The following is a 15,377-nucleotide window of genomic DNA, read 5'->3' as shown; positions in this document are numbered from 1 at the left end:
GCGAAATCTATAGCGGAGTTTGTGGTCTCTTTTTTCGTTATCAAAGGGAGGAATTACCATGAAATTTTCAAGTAAACAACGTAAAGACGTATTAAACGGAGTAAATAAACAAGAGTTAGATGTGATCGTAATTGGTGGAGGTATTACTGGTTCTGGTATTGCATTAGATGGAGCAACACGCGGGTTATCAACAATTGTTTTTGAAATGCAGGACTTTGCAGCAGGTACATCAAGTCGTTCAACGAAGCTTGTACACGGTGGTCTACGTTATTTAAAACAACTTGAAGTGAAAATGGTAGCAGAGGTGGGTAAAGAGCGTGCGATCGTATATGAGAACGGTCCCCATGTAACAACACCAGAGTGGATGTTACTTCCGTTCCATACAGGCGGTACGTTCGGATCATTTAGTACATCAATTGGTCTTCGTGTATACGACTTCTTAGCAGGTGTAAAACGAAGCGAGCGCAGAAAGATGTTTAACCGTGAAGAAACATTAAACAAAGAGCCTCTTGTAAAAAAAGAAGGATTAAAAGGCGGCGGTTACTACGTAGAATATCGTACAGATGATGCGCGTCTTACAATTGAAGTAATGAAAGAAGCAATTGAGCACGGCGCAAAAGCTGTTAACTATGCAAAAGTAGACAGTTTCTTATATAAAGATGGAAAAGTATGCGGTGTACGTGTAATCGATTTACTAGACGAAGAAGTATACGAAGTTTACGGTAAGAAAATTGTAAACGCAGCTGGCCCTTGGGTAGATACACTTCGTGAAAAAGATAACTCGAAAAAAGGAAAAGTACTTCAGTTATCAAAAGGTGTTCACTTAGTAATTGACCAAAAACGTTTCCCATTAGGTCAAGCGATTTACTTCGATACACCAGATAAACGTATGGTGTTCGCGATTCCTCGCGGCGGAAAAACTTATGTAGGTACAACAGATACGTTCTACGATAAAGACGCAGCTGTACCACAAATGACAACAGAAGATCGCACCTACATCATTAATGCGATTAACTACATGTTCCCAAGCGTGAAAATTACAGAGAAAGACATTGAATCAAGCTGGGCTGGTGTACGTCCGTTAATTTATGAAGAAGGTAAGAGTGCATCTGAAATTTCTCGTAAAGATGAAATTTGGACTTCTGAATCTGGTTTAATTACAATCGCAGGTGGTAAATTAACAGGATACCGCAAAATGGCTGAAATGGTAGTAGACTACGTAACGAACTTACTACAAAAAGAAGGTCATAGCGCATATCCGAAGAGCGACACGAAACATATGCCAATCTCTGGTGGACATGTAGATGGTTCACACGGATTCCCAGCATTCGTTGCGAAAAAAGCTGGCGAAGGTACGAAATATGGTTTAACAACAGCACAAGCAGAAGAATTCGCGAAATTCTACGGTTCTAACGTTGACGTACTATTTGACTTAGCGAAAAAACATAAAGACGAAGCGAAAGAATACAACATGCCGCTTGACGTTCTAATCCCACTTGTATACGCAATGGATTATGAAATGACAGCAAAACCAGTTGACTTCTTCGTACGCCGCAGAGGCGCTGTATTCTTCAACATCCACTGGGTATACGAGTGGAAAGAAGCAGTAATCAACTACATGGCTGCGAAACTAGGCTGGAGCAAAGAAGAACAAATGAAATATACAGCAGAACTAGAAAAAGCATTAACAGACGCTGTAATTCCTGTAGATCAACAAGAACAGGCAGCTGCGTTAGCATAAAATAGAGAACCACCTGAAGGGGAGCCTTTAGGTGGTTCTTTTTTTATGGAATATTCTTCTAACTATATTGCATAACGACATATGTTGTTATACGATGTATATAAGGTGGTGGTATTGTTGGACAAAGAAATCTTGAAGGGAAGTATAGATATTTTATTACTTTCTATCATTGCAAAACGTGATACATATGGATATGAAATAGCTCAAAGTTTAAAGGATGCAAGTGAAGATTTGTATAGTATGGGGCAGGGAACTTTGTATCCTGCTTTAAAGAGATTAGAGAAAAAGGAGTTTCTTGAATCTTATTGGAATGAATCTGAGAATGGGATGAAAAGGAAATTCTATACTATTACAGATAAAGGGAAAAAAGAATTACAGAAGAAAATGAATTCTTGGGAGAGTGTAACAGCATTAATTCAAGCTTGTCAGAAAGGAGTTATTTATGAGTGAATTTGATGAGTATATTAAGTCTATTTTAGCCTATTCAGAACTTAGTGATATTGAACAGGATGAGTTATTTCTAGAAATGTATGATCACTTGAACAGCTTGAAAGAAGAATATATGGAACAAGGTATGAATGAAAAAGAAGCGATTTATAAAGCGATTCAAAGTTTTGGAGAATCAAAAGTTATTGGCGTAGAGATTAATAAATCGGTATACGAAGTTCCTAGATCATTAAAGGTATTATCAAAAATTTTATGTATTCCTTATATAATCATTTGTTTTATTGTCTTTTTAGGAACGTTTATTTCAACTTCTACATTTGACTCTGTTCGCAGTTTGACAGGTGGGACTGTCTATCATCCCATTGAATTTTGGCAGCAATTTTTACATATATCTGATTTAGAAACGTTATTACAACTTTTTGGAATAACACTTTGGCAAGTTAAAGATTTTATTGCACATCCAGGTCCTTGGGGAAACTCAACTTATTGGTTAAGTGTTTTACAACATATAATATTAGTAGTTCCATTTGGATTTTTCGTTCCAGTGCTGCTTAATAAAGTGACTAACTATAAGAAAGCTCGTAAGTGGTATGTTATGACCTTTCTTGTTTGGGAGATATTACATTTACTAACTTTGTCTGATGTTTTTGATGTGTGGCGGATTGCTATAAATATGCTCGGTGCGTCGGTAGGATATCTTTTATTTATAAGCATGATACAAATAGATAATAAATTTAGGATAATGTGCAAGAAGATATTTGAAAATTAGCTTGCTATTCTGTAGTTTAAATTATACAAATTTAGTTTGATGGTAATAGAGTATTGCTGAAAACATAGGTGCTATATAGTGAGAGGATTTTTTATATTCGTAATAGGTGTTGTTCCTTGTTTACTCATACTGTTATGAAGCGGGTACATAATCCGTCTTTATTGGTGCTATAAATGATGAGAGCGGCACAGCTGAACTTGAAAAAGTCTAGCTGCGTTAGCGTAAAATAGAGAACTACCTGAAGGGGAGCCCTTTAGGTAGTTTTTCTCTTGACTAAAAATAAATAAAATGTGTTACAATAATGATAGAGTATGTAGTGTGAATTTTGCATAAAATAAAAAAGACAGAAGCCTGAGAAACTTCTGCCTTGTGTAACCTAACTTGCTATTGTGGTGGTAGTAGGTGCGGTTATAAGACAATTACATTAACGTTTTAGCCGAGAACCGCCCTTACCTTTTCCACGAAGCAGGGTGGTTCTCGCTTTTTTGTATACAGAAATTAGCCACGGACCGACGTATCTTCTACCGATGACAACGCCAGCTCCGGTTAGGATACCATACACTAATTTAATTATAAACATCGCGATTATATTATCACCTCCCCCCTTTTTTCAAAATGGAAGAGATGATTGCCACACCTACTAGTTATAGCTTATTAAGTTACATTTTAATTGTATTATGTTTTAAAATAGGGAACAAGATATATGGATGAAAATTCCTGTTTTTAAGCAGAACATTAGTGTCAGGGGACAAGAAGTAAATAAATATTCATAAAAAAACGGTATGGACATCGCAATCTGTATTTTTTACACTAGCACACTTAGTACGTTTTGTTTCAAAAACATAAATAGATAGTATGTAGAGGGTTATGATAAATAACCCTCTTTTCGTGTTTAAATAAGTGCACTCTCTTTAATAGAAATACATAATTCAGAACGAGAAATTGATTCAGCTAGCTGGTGTAAATAGGCGTATTCTTCCGCGTCTTTTTCGGAAGTGTTAGGATCCAATAAAGGTGAAGAAAGAAGTACATCAATCGTAAGTATGTCTGTATCATGAGAGACGATGTTATAACCTGCAAATACAGGTCGTTTTAAGTTTTTTACTTTTTGAATCATTTGATGGAATTTCGTAACACTTATATGGATTTGTGCGAATGGAAAGCATTTTTGGATTGGATTCTCGATGTTCTTTCTAATTTTATAATCGTATACATAGTAGTACTTTTCTTGCTGCTCGAGTGTTTGCAACTCTTTCGTGAATAAGTGGTATTTGTCTGTAAATCCAGTTGTGAGTGTATCGTGTTCTTCGCCAACTAATAATGTGAAAGGTCTTGGTGAGGAGATTGAAATGGTGCGGACGTTTAAGTTAGTAAAAGTGTGATTAGATTGTAAAATAGTATGTAATTTTTCGGTAGGAAACTCGCCGTCATAAATAGCAATAAAATAATAGTTCATTGTTTCACTCCTTGCTTTTTTCTAAAATGATATATTCTACTTTAAAGGTGTAAGTCCTGCAAAAAAAGAAACACCTTGATTGTCATCAAGGTGTAATAAGCTCAAAACTCTCCGAATCAGCCCCAAGCACAAAAGGACTAACCTCGCCAACGCTATAAAGTTGCAATTCATGCATTGCGCGTGTGCAAGCAGTGTAGAACAATCTACGAACGCTCTCATCGTTGTACACATCTTTAGAAGCATTGTAAATAATAACAGCATCAAATTCAATACCTTTCGCTAAGTAAGCAGGGATTACGACAATGCCTTGCTCATACTCGGCTGAGTTACTCTTCACGAGTTTAATATTATCGATATGATTAAGTGCTTCGTATGCAGCTGCGCTTTCAGCTGCAGATTTACATATAATTGCGATCGTATTGTGCTGCTCTTTTTGTAGTTCAGCAACTTTGGCAGTAATACGTTCGTGCAGTTCTTTGACATTCGATACTTTCGTCACTGTAGGTTTCTCGCCGTCACGTTCAAAGGCGTGAATGTTCTTGCCTTCCGGTACGAGAGCACGTGTAAATTCAATAATCGGTTTTGTTGAGCGATAGCTACGAGTTAAGTTAATGCCGTTTGTTTCGTCTGGACCGTATAAATTTGTAAGTGTATCGAAATTAACCGTTTCACTCGCATGAGCAAATATCGCTTGGTTAAAGTCGCCGAGTACTGTCATTCTTGCGGCAGGGAAGAGACGTTTTAAAAACTCGAACTGAAACGGAGAATAATCTTGCGCTTCGTCTACGAGTACGTGTTTAATCGATCTGTTCGTTTGGAAGCCTTCAATTAATTCTTTTAAAAGTAAGAATGGAGTCGCATCCTCGTAATATAGTTTTCCTTCATCAAGCATGTTTATTGTTAAGGAGCAAATGTCATCCCACTCTTTCGGTTTTTTCTCAGTAACCCATGATGCATCTGTGAAGAGTTGTTTATATATACCTGTGAAATTGATAAAGCGTAATGTTTGAACGCCTTTACGCAGTGGCTTCAATTTTTTACGGACAATCATACGTCCAAGTACTCTCGTTTCTTTTTCAAAATCATTAAAGGAGTTGTCGTCAAACTCTCCTTTTTTCTGCAAATATTTATAAGCTTTTTGGTATTCATCTTTACTAAGTAATTCAATTTCTTCTTCTACCCAAGGCTTTTTCAGTTCTGCTTTTTCAAGTGCATCTATTTGCTTATTTAGCCAATCCGTTAACTTCTCAATTCGACTATGGAAGCGGAGGGAGGAGTCGGTATTGTAAAATTGTTCTGTAATTTCTTTCGCAGAAACAATCAGTTTTCCTCTAAATTTCATTCCTCTAAATAGCATGCCTGAAGATTCAAGAGATTGTCTGTACGCTCTAATCATCTCGAAAAATTGAGTGGATGCTTTAAATCGGATGCTCGCATTTCTCGTTTTATAGGTAGGGCTATTCGTTTCAGTTAACATATATTCCAATTGCTCATAAGGATCTTCAACTTCAAATGACTTACTTAGTCTATGATTTAAATATTCTTGGAATGTAACTTGCTGCATATTTTCTTCACCGAGTTCAGGTAGTACGTTAGAAACGTAGCTATTGAACATAGAGTTAGGAGAGAAGAGAATAATTTGATCTGCTTTTAGCCATTCGCGATATTTATATAGTAAGTAGGCGATTCGTTGCAATGCAGCTGATGTTTTACCACTACCAGCGGCTCCTTGCACGATAAGGAGTCGGCCTTCATCGTGACGGATAATTTCATTTTGCTCGCGCTGAATCGTAGCAACGATGCTTTGCATATGTTTGTTCGTGCCTTTTCCAAGCGCTTGTTGCAAGATTTCATCACCAATTGTAAGGCTCGTATCGAACATAGAATCAATCTCGCCATTTTGAATAATGTATTGTAATTTTTTCTCCACATTACCGTGGATTACGCCGCCTGGTGTACTGTATTCAGCAGGTCCTGGTGGATAATCATAGTACACACTCGAAATAGGTGCGCGCCAGTCATATATAAGGAAGTTTTCTCCGCTTGCATCAGTAAGTGTAGCGACGCCGATATAAATTTGATCCGCGGTAGATTCTCCTTCTTCTTTGAAATCAATTCGTCCGAAATAAGGTGCTTTATGCATACGTCTTAATGCGGCAAGTCGATTAAAGGTGTGCTTATGGGTAATTTGTGTGACAGCTAGTGACTGAGCTTGTTGTCTTAAGTTGATAACTGTTTCAAGATAATCATCGAAAGTATCAGTATTCACTTTCACGTCATCCCAAAAGTGTTTACGAATATTGATTACTTCTGCTCGGCGTCTGCCAGTTTCGTTTTCCAGTTTATCAATTTGCTCCGTAATTGTCTCGATTACGGTATCCAATCTTTTTTGCTCTAGATCAAGTTTTTTGTTCATACGGTAAGCACTCCTTTAAAAGTGAAAAATAGAGGTTGACTGAAGATGTGTTTTGGTGTACAATTAAGATACGGATAAATACGTTCCTTTTGTTTTGTAAAACGTGTTTCTGTTCTAATTTAACATAGTTTTTTCATTTAATCAATGATAATAAGATAAACCTTGGTTCTACGTGGCGTGGATCAAGGTTTTTTTGTGTTTGAAGAGGGAGTCACGCTTGTTGTCGTTTTTTGTCGGTAAGTCGATATATTTCGAAAATCGCTGATATAATTGGAGTTGCGCTGATATATTTTGAAAATCGCCGATATAATTGGAGTTGCGGTCGATATATTTGAAAAATCGCCGATATAATTTCATTTACCGAATCTAGATTAACTACCGGGAGAAGAGGGGATAAAAAAGCTTGGGCCGAAGCCCAAGCTTTTTTTACTTCATTATTTCTTTTCGTCTTTCTTAGCGTCAGCTTTTTTCTCTTCGAAAAGATCTTTTAAATCTTTATCGTCAACTTTTACGTCAGCTTTTTTGATTTCTTTCATCATAAGATCGTTCATGAATTGTGCATCTTGTGTTTTTTCTTGAACTAGTGATTTTTTAATATCAGCTTTTGCTTTATCGAAATTTGCATCTGCGTGATTATCAGTTACTTTGATGATATGGTAACCGAATTGTGTTTTTACAGGTTCGCTTACTTCACCTTTTTTCAACTTTTGAGCTGCTTCTTCAAATTCTTTTACCATTTTCCCTGGTCCGAAGAATCCTAAGTCGCCACCTTTTTCTTTTGAGCCTGTATCTTCAGAGTATTGTTTTGCTAATTCTTCGAAAGATTTACCTTGAGCAAGTTCATCTTTTACCTTTTTAGCAGTTTCTTCATCTTTTACAAGGATATGACTTGCTTTAATTTCTTTTTTATAATCCTCGAATTTTGCTTTTACATCTTTATCAGTAATCGATTGTTCAACCGCTTTTTCTTGAGCTAATTGAGCACGCACACTATTTTTAATAGTTTCTTCTTTAATACCTTGTTGTTTCATTAGTGTATCGAATTGATCACCGTATTGTTTTTTCATTTCATCGAACTTTTTGTCTACATCTTTGTCTTCAACTTTGTAGTTTTTAATAAGTACTTTTTCCATAACCATGTTGTTTAGTACTTGTTTACCAGCTTGTGTCTTCATTTGATCGTAGAATTCTTCTTTTGTAATGTCACCAGCTTTAGATGTAACAATTTTGTCTGATGATGATGTTCCACATGCTGATAATGCGATTACACTTGTTGCGGCTAAGGCAAGCATAGCTTTCTTCATTCAATAAACACTCCTACTATTATGTATTTTTAATTTATCCTACACCGATGAATTTTAGTTCATAAGAGCCCGATTAAGTCTCACTGATACTTTTGCTTTTTTATATTGGTAAAGCGCGCTTAACAGGGCTTACCGTGGCTGAGGATAAAGTTTTGATGAATGTTTTGTTCTATAGTATAAGCAATATGTACAAAATTTAATATATCATATTTCGAACCGTTTTCATATTGATAAAGAAAAATTAACCAGCACGTGTCAGATTTTGAAAGTGTGCCATATTGGGCGTATGCCGCATATACAGAATAGAGGAGGGGATGGGGATGAATTCTCAACTTATTTTATTACTTGTACTGTTTATTTTATTGGTTATTGTAGGTATAATTTGCTTATAGAGGAAAAAAGTGAGGAAGGGGCTTTCCTTCCTCACTTTCCATGAAATATAATTTCTATATAACTAGAAATTAATAAAATTGTTATACATACATTAATAACCCGAAAGACACCGGGCTGGCGGCTCGCAGCTATTTGTTTTCGTTCACACAGTGTATGTGTCATGAAATTCGTGTAAAATATAACAAGAAGTGCGAATGCGACAAAAACAACTGTTATAAGTGTCATGAGGCGAGACCTCCTTTTGGCTAAAATACATATACATATATTGTATCACACGATATTTTGTTCGTGTTACAAAATTCAGAAATAGAAGACTTTGTGTTAGAAAGTGAGGGAGAAAATGGACGTTGTTAGAAGATTAGAACAAGCTGAATACTATGTAGACTTATTATTTAAAATGATTGATGAAGAGAAGTGTCCATTTTATTCTTTGATCATAAAGAAAAAAGCTCGTAAAAAAGATATTGAACGTATACTAAATCTTTGTGAAAAACTGAACGAGCAATATGTAGTGGAGAAAGCAGAAGGGCTTCTTTTGTTCGATGCGCTGTTAGATCAATTTGAAAAAGCGCTTCCACATCAGCTCGAAGTACACGAAACTGCGGAAGCGCTAGCAAAACAAGGTTTATTTAAGCCGCTTATGAATGAATTCTTAAGCATGATTGCGAAAAAATAAATAGATTATTTCTTAACTAACTTTTGATCGGATTCTGTAAAGTTCTCTTCAATATCTTCTAATGATTTCTCAAAAATATCGATAAAGTCTTGTCCGTAAATGTTACGCAGGATTGCAATCAGTTCGATATTTTCTGGGAACTTCCCATAAAAATTACGAAGTGCAAGAGCCCCATTAAACACTGAATTATTTTCAGGATCATACTCTTCCATTAAGCGAAGTAGTAATTCTTCCCCTTTGTCTGTAATTTCAATGTACGTATTTCGTTTATCATCTTCCTTTTTTGAGAATACAAGATAGCCGCGTTCTTCCAGCTTTTTCGAGAAGTTAAACGCTGTTGATACGTGCATAACTCCAAACTTAGCAATCTCAGAAATAGAAGCCCCTTTTAAATGATAAGCGATTGTTAAAATATGATGTTCATTAATATTTAAATCGTAAGGTTTAATCCACTGCTGCCAATCTTTCTCTACACATTTCCATAACGCTTTCGATAATTGAGCAATGCGTTGGCTGAAAATCATCGCTTCTTTTACCGAGTAATCTTTTTCTCCACTTTTCATTTACTCACCCACTTTAACATTCTTTTTTCATTACTATCTATTATGCCAGTAAAATAAAAATTAATAAAGTCTTTTTGTGAGAATTGTGAAAATTTTTCGGAAAAATGACATTCTATACAAATCATGCATAACTATGGAAGCGTTTTATGAGTCGTGAATACATACGTTGTCCTTACATGTTAAGTGATAACATATATTGTAAATGCATAAAAACACGGCATATCTATACGATATGCCGTGTCAAGGTCAATTTATATAAAAAATATTTGTTATATGCAAAAAACTAAGCAGGAATTTGTTTACGCTTTTTCTGGAACAGCTTCTTGTAGTTTCTCAATTGACTTTTGGATGTCCAAAATTTCTTTCTCAATATGGCGCTTGTTTTGAGAAATATCTTGCTTCCAGTTAGAAAGCGTGTCTTGCATGTCATCTTTTAATTCTTGAAACACTTCTTTACCTTCTGAAGCAGTTTCAACAATTTGACGCTTTAATAATTTCGTATCAGCTGTAATATCAGCTAAAGTCTTTTTAATATCATTTCCTTTTTCTTTTAACTTGCCGCGCATGTCTTTACCAGAAGAAGGAGTTGAGAAAAGAACAGCTAGTCCAGCAACTGCTCCGCCGCAAATAACACCTGTAATAAAGGATTTAGCTTTTGACATAAAAGGAGACCTCCTTATTTTTTGTTCGTATTCATGATGGGAAAAATATGCATATCTTTCTTATATGTGCTATGCACAAACAATCATCCCTGAGCATTTTAAGTAAAGAAACAAGCCATGCGGAATTTGATGACTTCAGGGAAGTGGCTTGTTATGTATTACGCCTTCTTATAGTGTCATTATTTCACACTATTTGCAATTGTACTTGCGATGTTTTGTAAATTTTCCATAGTGTATTCATTTTGATGTGATTTCCAAACAGCACCGAAACCATCTTTTTCACCGTAGCGTGGAATTAAATGAAGGTGGAAGTGGAACACAGTTTGTCCAGCTTTTTCACCGTTATTGTTAAGTAGGTTAAAGCCAACTGGATTAAACTCTGCTTTAATCGCATTTGCGATTTTTGGAACGACAGAAAAAATGTGTGATGCGATTTCTGGCGTTAACGCAAAAATGTCTTGTTTGTGAACTTTCGGAATAACAAGAGTATGTCCTTTTGTTACTTGACTAATATCTAAAAATGCAAGCACATGTTCATCTTCGTATACTTTTGAGCAAGGGATTTGCCCGTCAATGATTTTACAAAAAATACAATTGTCTGCTGTATGATTCATTGATCTCATCCTTTCAAATATCCTTAGCCGTATTTTACCATAATTACATAAGAGAACAAACACGAAAAACAGGAAGCTGACTCAGCTTCCTGTTTTCTGAAGAGGGATTGAAAAAGCATTATCGTAATTTACGTTTCGCAGACACCTCATTTATTTAAGAAATGCACGGTAAATCGGCTAAAGTTTCTGCCGTAGACACCCCATTTTCAAGTGAAATGAATTGCAATCTTTTTTAAAATGAAATTGTTTATTTTTTAAAACAGTATATGCTCTTTCAGAGACACCCCGTTTCGAAAATGAAACAAATGATCTGGTTATGTGTAAATTTCATTGTCCAACTTGGACACCCCATTTCATGATGACTTCACTATGTTGTTGTACTCATCAATTGGTGGTTGCTTTTTCAATGTGTTCCTTCTTCAATAATTATGATGTCCGCTTTCGGAAAAATATATGCTAATAAATTTAAAAATTTTTTTTGAGTACATGGATACTATGTAGTACAGCATAATTTTTGGTAAGATGAATATAGAATGAATACTAATGAAGAAAGTGGTGTCGTATGAGCGAGTTATTGCGTGTAGAAAATGTTACAGGAGGATATACGAAACGACCTGTATTAAAAGACGTTTCGTTCTCTGTTAATAAAGGCGAACTTGTCGGCTTAATCGGTTTAAATGGAGCTGGTAAAAGTACGACGATTAAACATATTATCGGTTTAATGGAACCGAAAAAAGGAACTGTCACAATTAATGGGAAAACAATTCGTGATGATATGACAGCGTACCGTTCTAGCTTTTCATTCATTCCGGAAACGCCGGTATTATATGATGAATTAACGTTAGAAGAGCATTTGAAATTAACAGCTATGGCGTATGGGGTTGATGAAAAACAATATGAAGAACGTGTAGGACAACTACTACAAGAGTTTCGTATGAAAAATCGTTTAAAATGGTTTCCATCTCATTTCTCAAAAGGAATGAAACAAAAAGTAATGATTATGAGCGCATTTTTAGTGGAGCCATCTCTTTACATAGTAGATGAACCTTTCGTTGGATTAGATCCGTTAGCGATTCAATCCCTTCTTCAAATGATGGACCAAATGAAAAAGAGTGGTGCCGGTATTTTAATGAGCACACATATTTTAGCGACGGCAGAGCGTTATTGTGATTCGTTCATTATTTTGCATCAAGGTGAAGTAAGAGCGAAGGGAACGCTATCTGAACTGCAATCACAGTTTAATATGCCAGGTGCAACGTTAGATGATATTTACATCGCGCTAACAAAGGAAGAAGATTATGAATAGCACAGCGTTATGGAAAGAACGATTTCGTCACTTTCTAAAAGAAGTTCGTACATATAGTAAATACGTATTTAATGATCATTTGAAATTTATTTTCGTGTTCATCATTGGTGCGGGAGCGTATTATTACCAGCAATGGTTACAAACGTTAACACCTTCGTTTCCGGCGGCGCTCGTAATGGCAGTATTAATTGGACTCGTGTTAACGGCTGGATCCATTCAAACGTTATTAAAAGAAGCGGATCTCGTTTACTTACTGCCAGTTGAAGAAAAATTAAAACCTTACTTCACAAAGGCATTTCTTTTTACATTTATGATCCAGTTATACATAATCGCAATTGTAGCAGCTGCGCTTGCTCCGTTATACTTCCAGCAAATGAAGCAAACAGGAGCTGGCTACATATGGATCGTACTTGCATTTGTCATCGTAAAAGCGTGGAACTTATTTGTAGCGTGGGAAAAGTCATTTTTAACAGATCAAAATATACAAAGAGCGGATTGGTTCATTCGTTTTATCCTAAACGGTTTATTTGTATATTTCCTTGTAGAACGTACTTCAGTTCTTTTCATTGGTGGAATCGTCCTTCTCATGGTGTTATACCTTGCTATCATGCATCAAATGGTAAAGGGAAAGCCACTAAACTGGGAGTATTTAATTTCTGAAGAAGGTAAGAAGATGATGCTGCTGTACCGCATCGCGAACATGTTCGTTGATGTACCAGCATTAAAAGAAAGAGTAGCACGCAGAAAATGGCTCGATTTCATTCTTTCGATAATCGGTGAAAAGCGTACATATTTATACTTATATACGAGAACGTTTTTAAGATCAGGTAACTATTTTGGATTATATGTGCGTTTGCTCGCTCTTGGAGGAGTTATTCTTTACTTCATTCCATTTTTATACGGGCGATTTATCGTAAGTTTTATCTTCCTATATTTAATCGGCTATCAGCTCTTAACTTTATGGAAACATCACCGCATGAAAATTTGGCTTGATTTGTATCCAGTACGGGGAGAAGAGAAGAAGAAAGATTTTCTTACTTTATTAAACGTGGTTCTAATCATCGGGAGCGTAATCTTTACAGTTATATTTGCACTAGCAACGAAAGATTTCATGATGACAGGAATTTTACTTATCGTAAGCATATTATTTAGTATCGGTTTTGTTTACCAATACGGGGCGAAGCGCATTGAGCGTTTAAATTGAAAGGAATGAACCTATGATTACATACGAAGAGAAGGTTATAAAAGAATTGGAGCAGTGGAAAGCTACATTCATGAAAGATTCTTCTATGATGACACGGTTCTCCAAAAAAGTGCAGACGAAAGTGCAACAGCTCATTCCGGCGAAAGTACAAAAAGTGCTAACAGAGACGATCCGGATGATGGTGCAAACGATCAGCGCCGGGTCAAACTTTATAAAGCCGAAGCTAAAAGAGACGACATGGTCACTGCAAAGACGTGACGATGAAGTACGTAAAAAAATGGATGAGTACAAAAAAATAGCAGCGGCAGAAGGGGCTGGGACGGGGGCTGGCGGTATTCTCCTCGGTCTTGCTGATTTTCCGCTTTTACTCGGCATTAAAATTAAATTTTTATTCGATGCAGCGACATTGTACGGATTTGATACGAGCAACAAAGAAGAGCGCCTTTTTATCCTTCATGTTTTTCAGCTTGCCTTTTCAAGTGATGATCACCGAAAAGAAATATGGAAAGCAATCGAAACGTGGGATACAGAAGAAGAAAATCATATGGACTGGGAAAAGTTCCAAACAGAGTACCGAGACTATATCGATTTAGCCAAAATGCTGCAGCTCGTACCAATAATCGGTGCCCCGGTAGGCGCATATGCGAACTATCAACTACTGCAAAGACTCGGAGAAGTGACGATGAATTGTTATCGTATGCGATTGCTGAATAGAGATTAAAAACAAGGCGTCCTACATGTGTAACGTAGGACGCCTTTTCTTAGAAGCTAAGTCCGATATAGCTAATTCCAGCTATAATCAATACGATAAAAAGTACAATGATTAATGAAAATCCGCTCTTACCAGCTTGTCCCGCTTCACCGCCGCCATTACCACCACTACCGCCATTACCACCAAGTCCCATATGATATCCTCCTTATTCTTATATGTTGCTTTTACTTTATAACTTTCTATATTTTCCAATAAATACCTTCTGTAGTGCTAACCAAATTGAAAATCATTTCGTTTTGTTTTATAATTTACTTACCGAACGGTAAGTAAAAATAAGTGAGGTACAGTATGACGAAGAATTTACAAACATCGCAAAACATTGTAGAGGCTTCATTTAAACTTATGGCAGAACACGGCATTGAGAAGATGAGTCTTTCCATGATTGCGAAAGAGGTAGGTATTTCAAAACCGGCTATTTATTATCATTTTTCTTCTAAAGAAGCGTTAATCGATTTTTTATTTGAAGAAATTTTCTCTGGATATCATTTCGTGAGTTATTTCGATAAAGAGCAATATACGAAAGAAAACTTTGCAGAAAAGTTAATTGCTGATGGTTTACATATGCTCTCTGAATATGAAGGGAAAGAAGGGATATTACGCGTTATCAATGAATTTATCGTAACTGCATCGCGAAATGAAAAGTATCAGAAACGCTTATTTGAAATACAAGAAGATTTCTTAAATGGTTTCCACGATTTATTGAAGAAAGGCGCAAGACTTGACGTAGTGTCACAACATGAAACGGAAGAAAATGCTCATACGCTAGCACTCGTGATTGATAATATGAGCAACTATATGCTCATGGGATTCCAGTTAAAGTATAAAGAAATTTGGATTCGAAATGTGAAAAACGTCATGAAGGAGGAGTAAAGATGAAAATGCAAAAAAACTGGTGGCTCGGTTTTCTTGGATTTATTGGGGTTTATAAAATACCAGGTATGATTGAAGCTTTTCAAGCGGATGGAAATTGGATGAAGTTAATCGGTTTCATTTGGCTACTTTGGTTCGGATATTTTATTCCTGAGAAGAAAGAAGATTGAATTTCAATTTTCTG

Annotated in this window: 18 protein-coding genes; 10 read left to right on the top strand and 8 right to left on the bottom strand. The window is 36.0% G+C overall.

Annotated elements, in window-relative coordinates; all coding sequences use genetic code 11:
• Window positions 1-58: 58 nt before the first annotated feature.
• From glpD to AU379_RS21975, 3 genes are all read left to right on the top strand, one after another.
• A complete protein-coding gene (glpD, locus tag AU379_RS21985; RefSeq protein ID WP_000672818.1) occupies window positions 59-1,741 on the top strand; it encodes an aerobic glycerol-3-phosphate dehydrogenase in 1,683 nt (560 codons plus the stop codon).
• Between the two features lie 117 nt (window positions 1,742-1,858).
• Entirely contained in the window at window positions 1,859-2,191 is a 333-nt protein-coding gene (locus AU379_RS21980; protein WP_000356629.1) for a PadR family transcriptional regulator, read from the top strand.
• Window positions 2,184-2,957, top strand: a complete 774-nt coding sequence (locus AU379_RS21975; RefSeq protein WP_044584207.1) for a VanZ family protein — start codon at window positions 2,184-2,186, stop codon at window positions 2,955-2,957. The genes AU379_RS21980 and AU379_RS21975 overlap by 8 nt, the downstream gene beginning before the upstream one ends.
• 892 nt (window positions 2,958-3,849) lie before the next feature.
• On the opposite strand, the gene AU379_RS21970 is transcribed toward AU379_RS21975, so the two are convergent.
• From AU379_RS21970 to prsA, 3 genes are all read right to left on the bottom strand, one after another.
• Complete coding sequence (locus tag AU379_RS21970) at window positions 3,850-4,413, bottom strand: hypothetical protein (RefSeq protein ID WP_001110341.1); 564 nt, start codon at window positions 4,411-4,413, stop codon at window positions 3,850-3,852.
• A gap of 85 nt (window positions 4,414-4,498) precedes the next feature.
• Complete coding sequence (gene helD / locus AU379_RS21965; protein WP_001035442.1) at window positions 4,499-6,829, bottom strand: RNA polymerase recycling motor HelD; 2,331 nt, start codon at window positions 6,827-6,829, stop codon at window positions 4,499-4,501.
• A 434-nt stretch (window positions 6,830-7,263) separates the two neighbouring features.
• Window positions 7,264-8,133 carry a peptidylprolyl isomerase PrsA gene (gene prsA / locus AU379_RS21960; protein WP_000710063.1) on the bottom strand — a complete coding sequence of 290 codons (870 nt, stop codon included), beginning with the start codon at window positions 8,131-8,133 and terminating at the stop codon, window positions 7,264-7,266.
• Window positions 8,134-8,411: 278 nt separating this feature from the next.
• Here prsA and AU379_RS31260 point away from each other — a divergent pair, with 278 nt between their 5' ends.
• Window positions 8,412-8,525, top strand: a complete 114-nt coding sequence (locus tag AU379_RS31260) for a hypothetical protein (RefSeq protein ID WP_002023459.1) — start codon at window positions 8,412-8,414, stop codon at window positions 8,523-8,525.
• A 31-nt stretch (window positions 8,526-8,556) separates the two neighbouring features.
• Here AU379_RS31260 and AU379_RS21955 read toward each other — a convergent pair whose 3' ends face one another.
• Entirely contained in the window at window positions 8,557-8,751 is a 195-nt protein-coding gene (locus AU379_RS21955; protein WP_000172690.1) for a hypothetical protein, read from the bottom strand.
• A gap of 115 nt (window positions 8,752-8,866) precedes the next feature.
• Here AU379_RS21955 and AU379_RS21950 point away from each other — a divergent pair, with 115 nt between their 5' ends.
• Window positions 8,867-9,202: a DUF1878 family protein gene (locus AU379_RS21950; RefSeq protein ID WP_000383655.1), complete on the top strand. Its 336-nt coding sequence runs from the start codon at window positions 8,867-8,869 to the stop codon at window positions 9,200-9,202.
• A gap of 5 nt (window positions 9,203-9,207) precedes the next feature.
• Here AU379_RS21950 and AU379_RS21945 read toward each other — a convergent pair whose 3' ends face one another.
• The 3 genes from AU379_RS21945 to AU379_RS21935 all read right to left on the bottom strand — a co-directional run bounded on the left by AU379_RS21945 (window position 9,208) and on the right by AU379_RS21935 (window position 11,041).
• The gene (locus AU379_RS21945) at window positions 9,208-9,765 is read right to left on the bottom strand and encodes an HTH-type transcriptional regulator Hpr (protein ID WP_000834924.1); all 558 of its coding nucleotides are present in this window, start codon (window positions 9,763-9,765) and stop codon (window positions 9,208-9,210) included.
• A gap of 299 nt (window positions 9,766-10,064) precedes the next feature.
• Window positions 10,065-10,427, bottom strand: a complete 363-nt coding sequence (locus AU379_RS21940) for a YtxH domain-containing protein (RefSeq protein ID WP_000030302.1) — start codon at window positions 10,425-10,427, stop codon at window positions 10,065-10,067.
• Window positions 10,428-10,606: 179 nt separating this feature from the next.
• Window positions 10,607-11,041: an HIT family protein gene (locus AU379_RS21935; RefSeq protein ID WP_001016835.1), complete on the bottom strand. Its 435-nt coding sequence runs from the start codon at window positions 11,039-11,041 to the stop codon at window positions 10,607-10,609.
• Window positions 11,042-11,603: 562 nt separating this feature from the next.
• Between AU379_RS21935 and ecsA the strand changes: the two genes are divergently transcribed.
• The 3 genes from ecsA to ecsC are packed head-to-tail and all read left to right on the top strand — an operon-like array spanning window position 11,604 to window position 14,272.
• Window positions 11,604-12,347: an ABC transporter ATP-binding protein EcsA gene (gene ecsA, locus AU379_RS21930; RefSeq protein WP_001292603.1), complete on the top strand. Its 744-nt coding sequence runs from the start codon at window positions 11,604-11,606 to the stop codon at window positions 12,345-12,347.
• Window positions 12,340-13,551, top strand: coding sequence for an ABC transporter permease EcsB (gene ecsB, locus AU379_RS21925; protein ID WP_061139717.1), 1,212 nt, complete (start codon window positions 12,340-12,342; stop codon window positions 13,549-13,551). Before ecsA ends, ecsB begins: the two co-directional genes overlap by 8 nt.
• Window positions 13,552-13,564: 13 nt before the next feature.
• The gene (gene ecsC / locus AU379_RS21920; RefSeq protein ID WP_000634139.1) at window positions 13,565-14,272 is read left to right on the top strand and encodes an ecs operon protein EcsC; all 708 of its coding nucleotides are present in this window, start codon (window positions 13,565-13,567) and stop codon (window positions 14,270-14,272) included.
• Window positions 14,273-14,312: 40 nt separating this feature from the next.
• On the opposite strand, the gene AU379_RS29640 is transcribed toward ecsC, so the two are convergent.
• Entirely contained in the window at window positions 14,313-14,456 is a 144-nt protein-coding gene (locus tag AU379_RS29640; protein ID WP_000522758.1) for a YjcZ family sporulation protein, read from the bottom strand.
• Window positions 14,457-14,611: 155 nt separating this feature from the next.
• Here AU379_RS29640 and AU379_RS21915 point away from each other — a divergent pair, with 155 nt between their 5' ends.
• Both AU379_RS21915 and AU379_RS30685 read left to right on the top strand, forming a co-directional pair.
• The gene (locus tag AU379_RS21915; RefSeq protein ID WP_048568202.1) at window positions 14,612-15,193 is read left to right on the top strand and encodes a TetR/AcrR family transcriptional regulator; all 582 of its coding nucleotides are present in this window, start codon (window positions 14,612-14,614) and stop codon (window positions 15,191-15,193) included.
• A gap of 2 nt (window positions 15,194-15,195) precedes the next feature.
• Window positions 15,196-15,363, top strand: coding sequence for a hypothetical protein (locus AU379_RS30685; protein WP_000783813.1), 168 nt, complete (start codon window positions 15,196-15,198; stop codon window positions 15,361-15,363).
• Window positions 15,364-15,377 lie beyond the last annotated feature (14 nt).

Source organism: Bacillus sp. JH7 (assembly GCF_001563515.1).
GTDB lineage: Bacteria > Bacillota > Bacilli > Bacillales > Bacillaceae_G > Bacillus_A > Bacillus_A cereus.
Note: the sequence above shows the minus strand (reverse complement) of the source record. Positions and strands in the feature narration are given on the sequence as shown.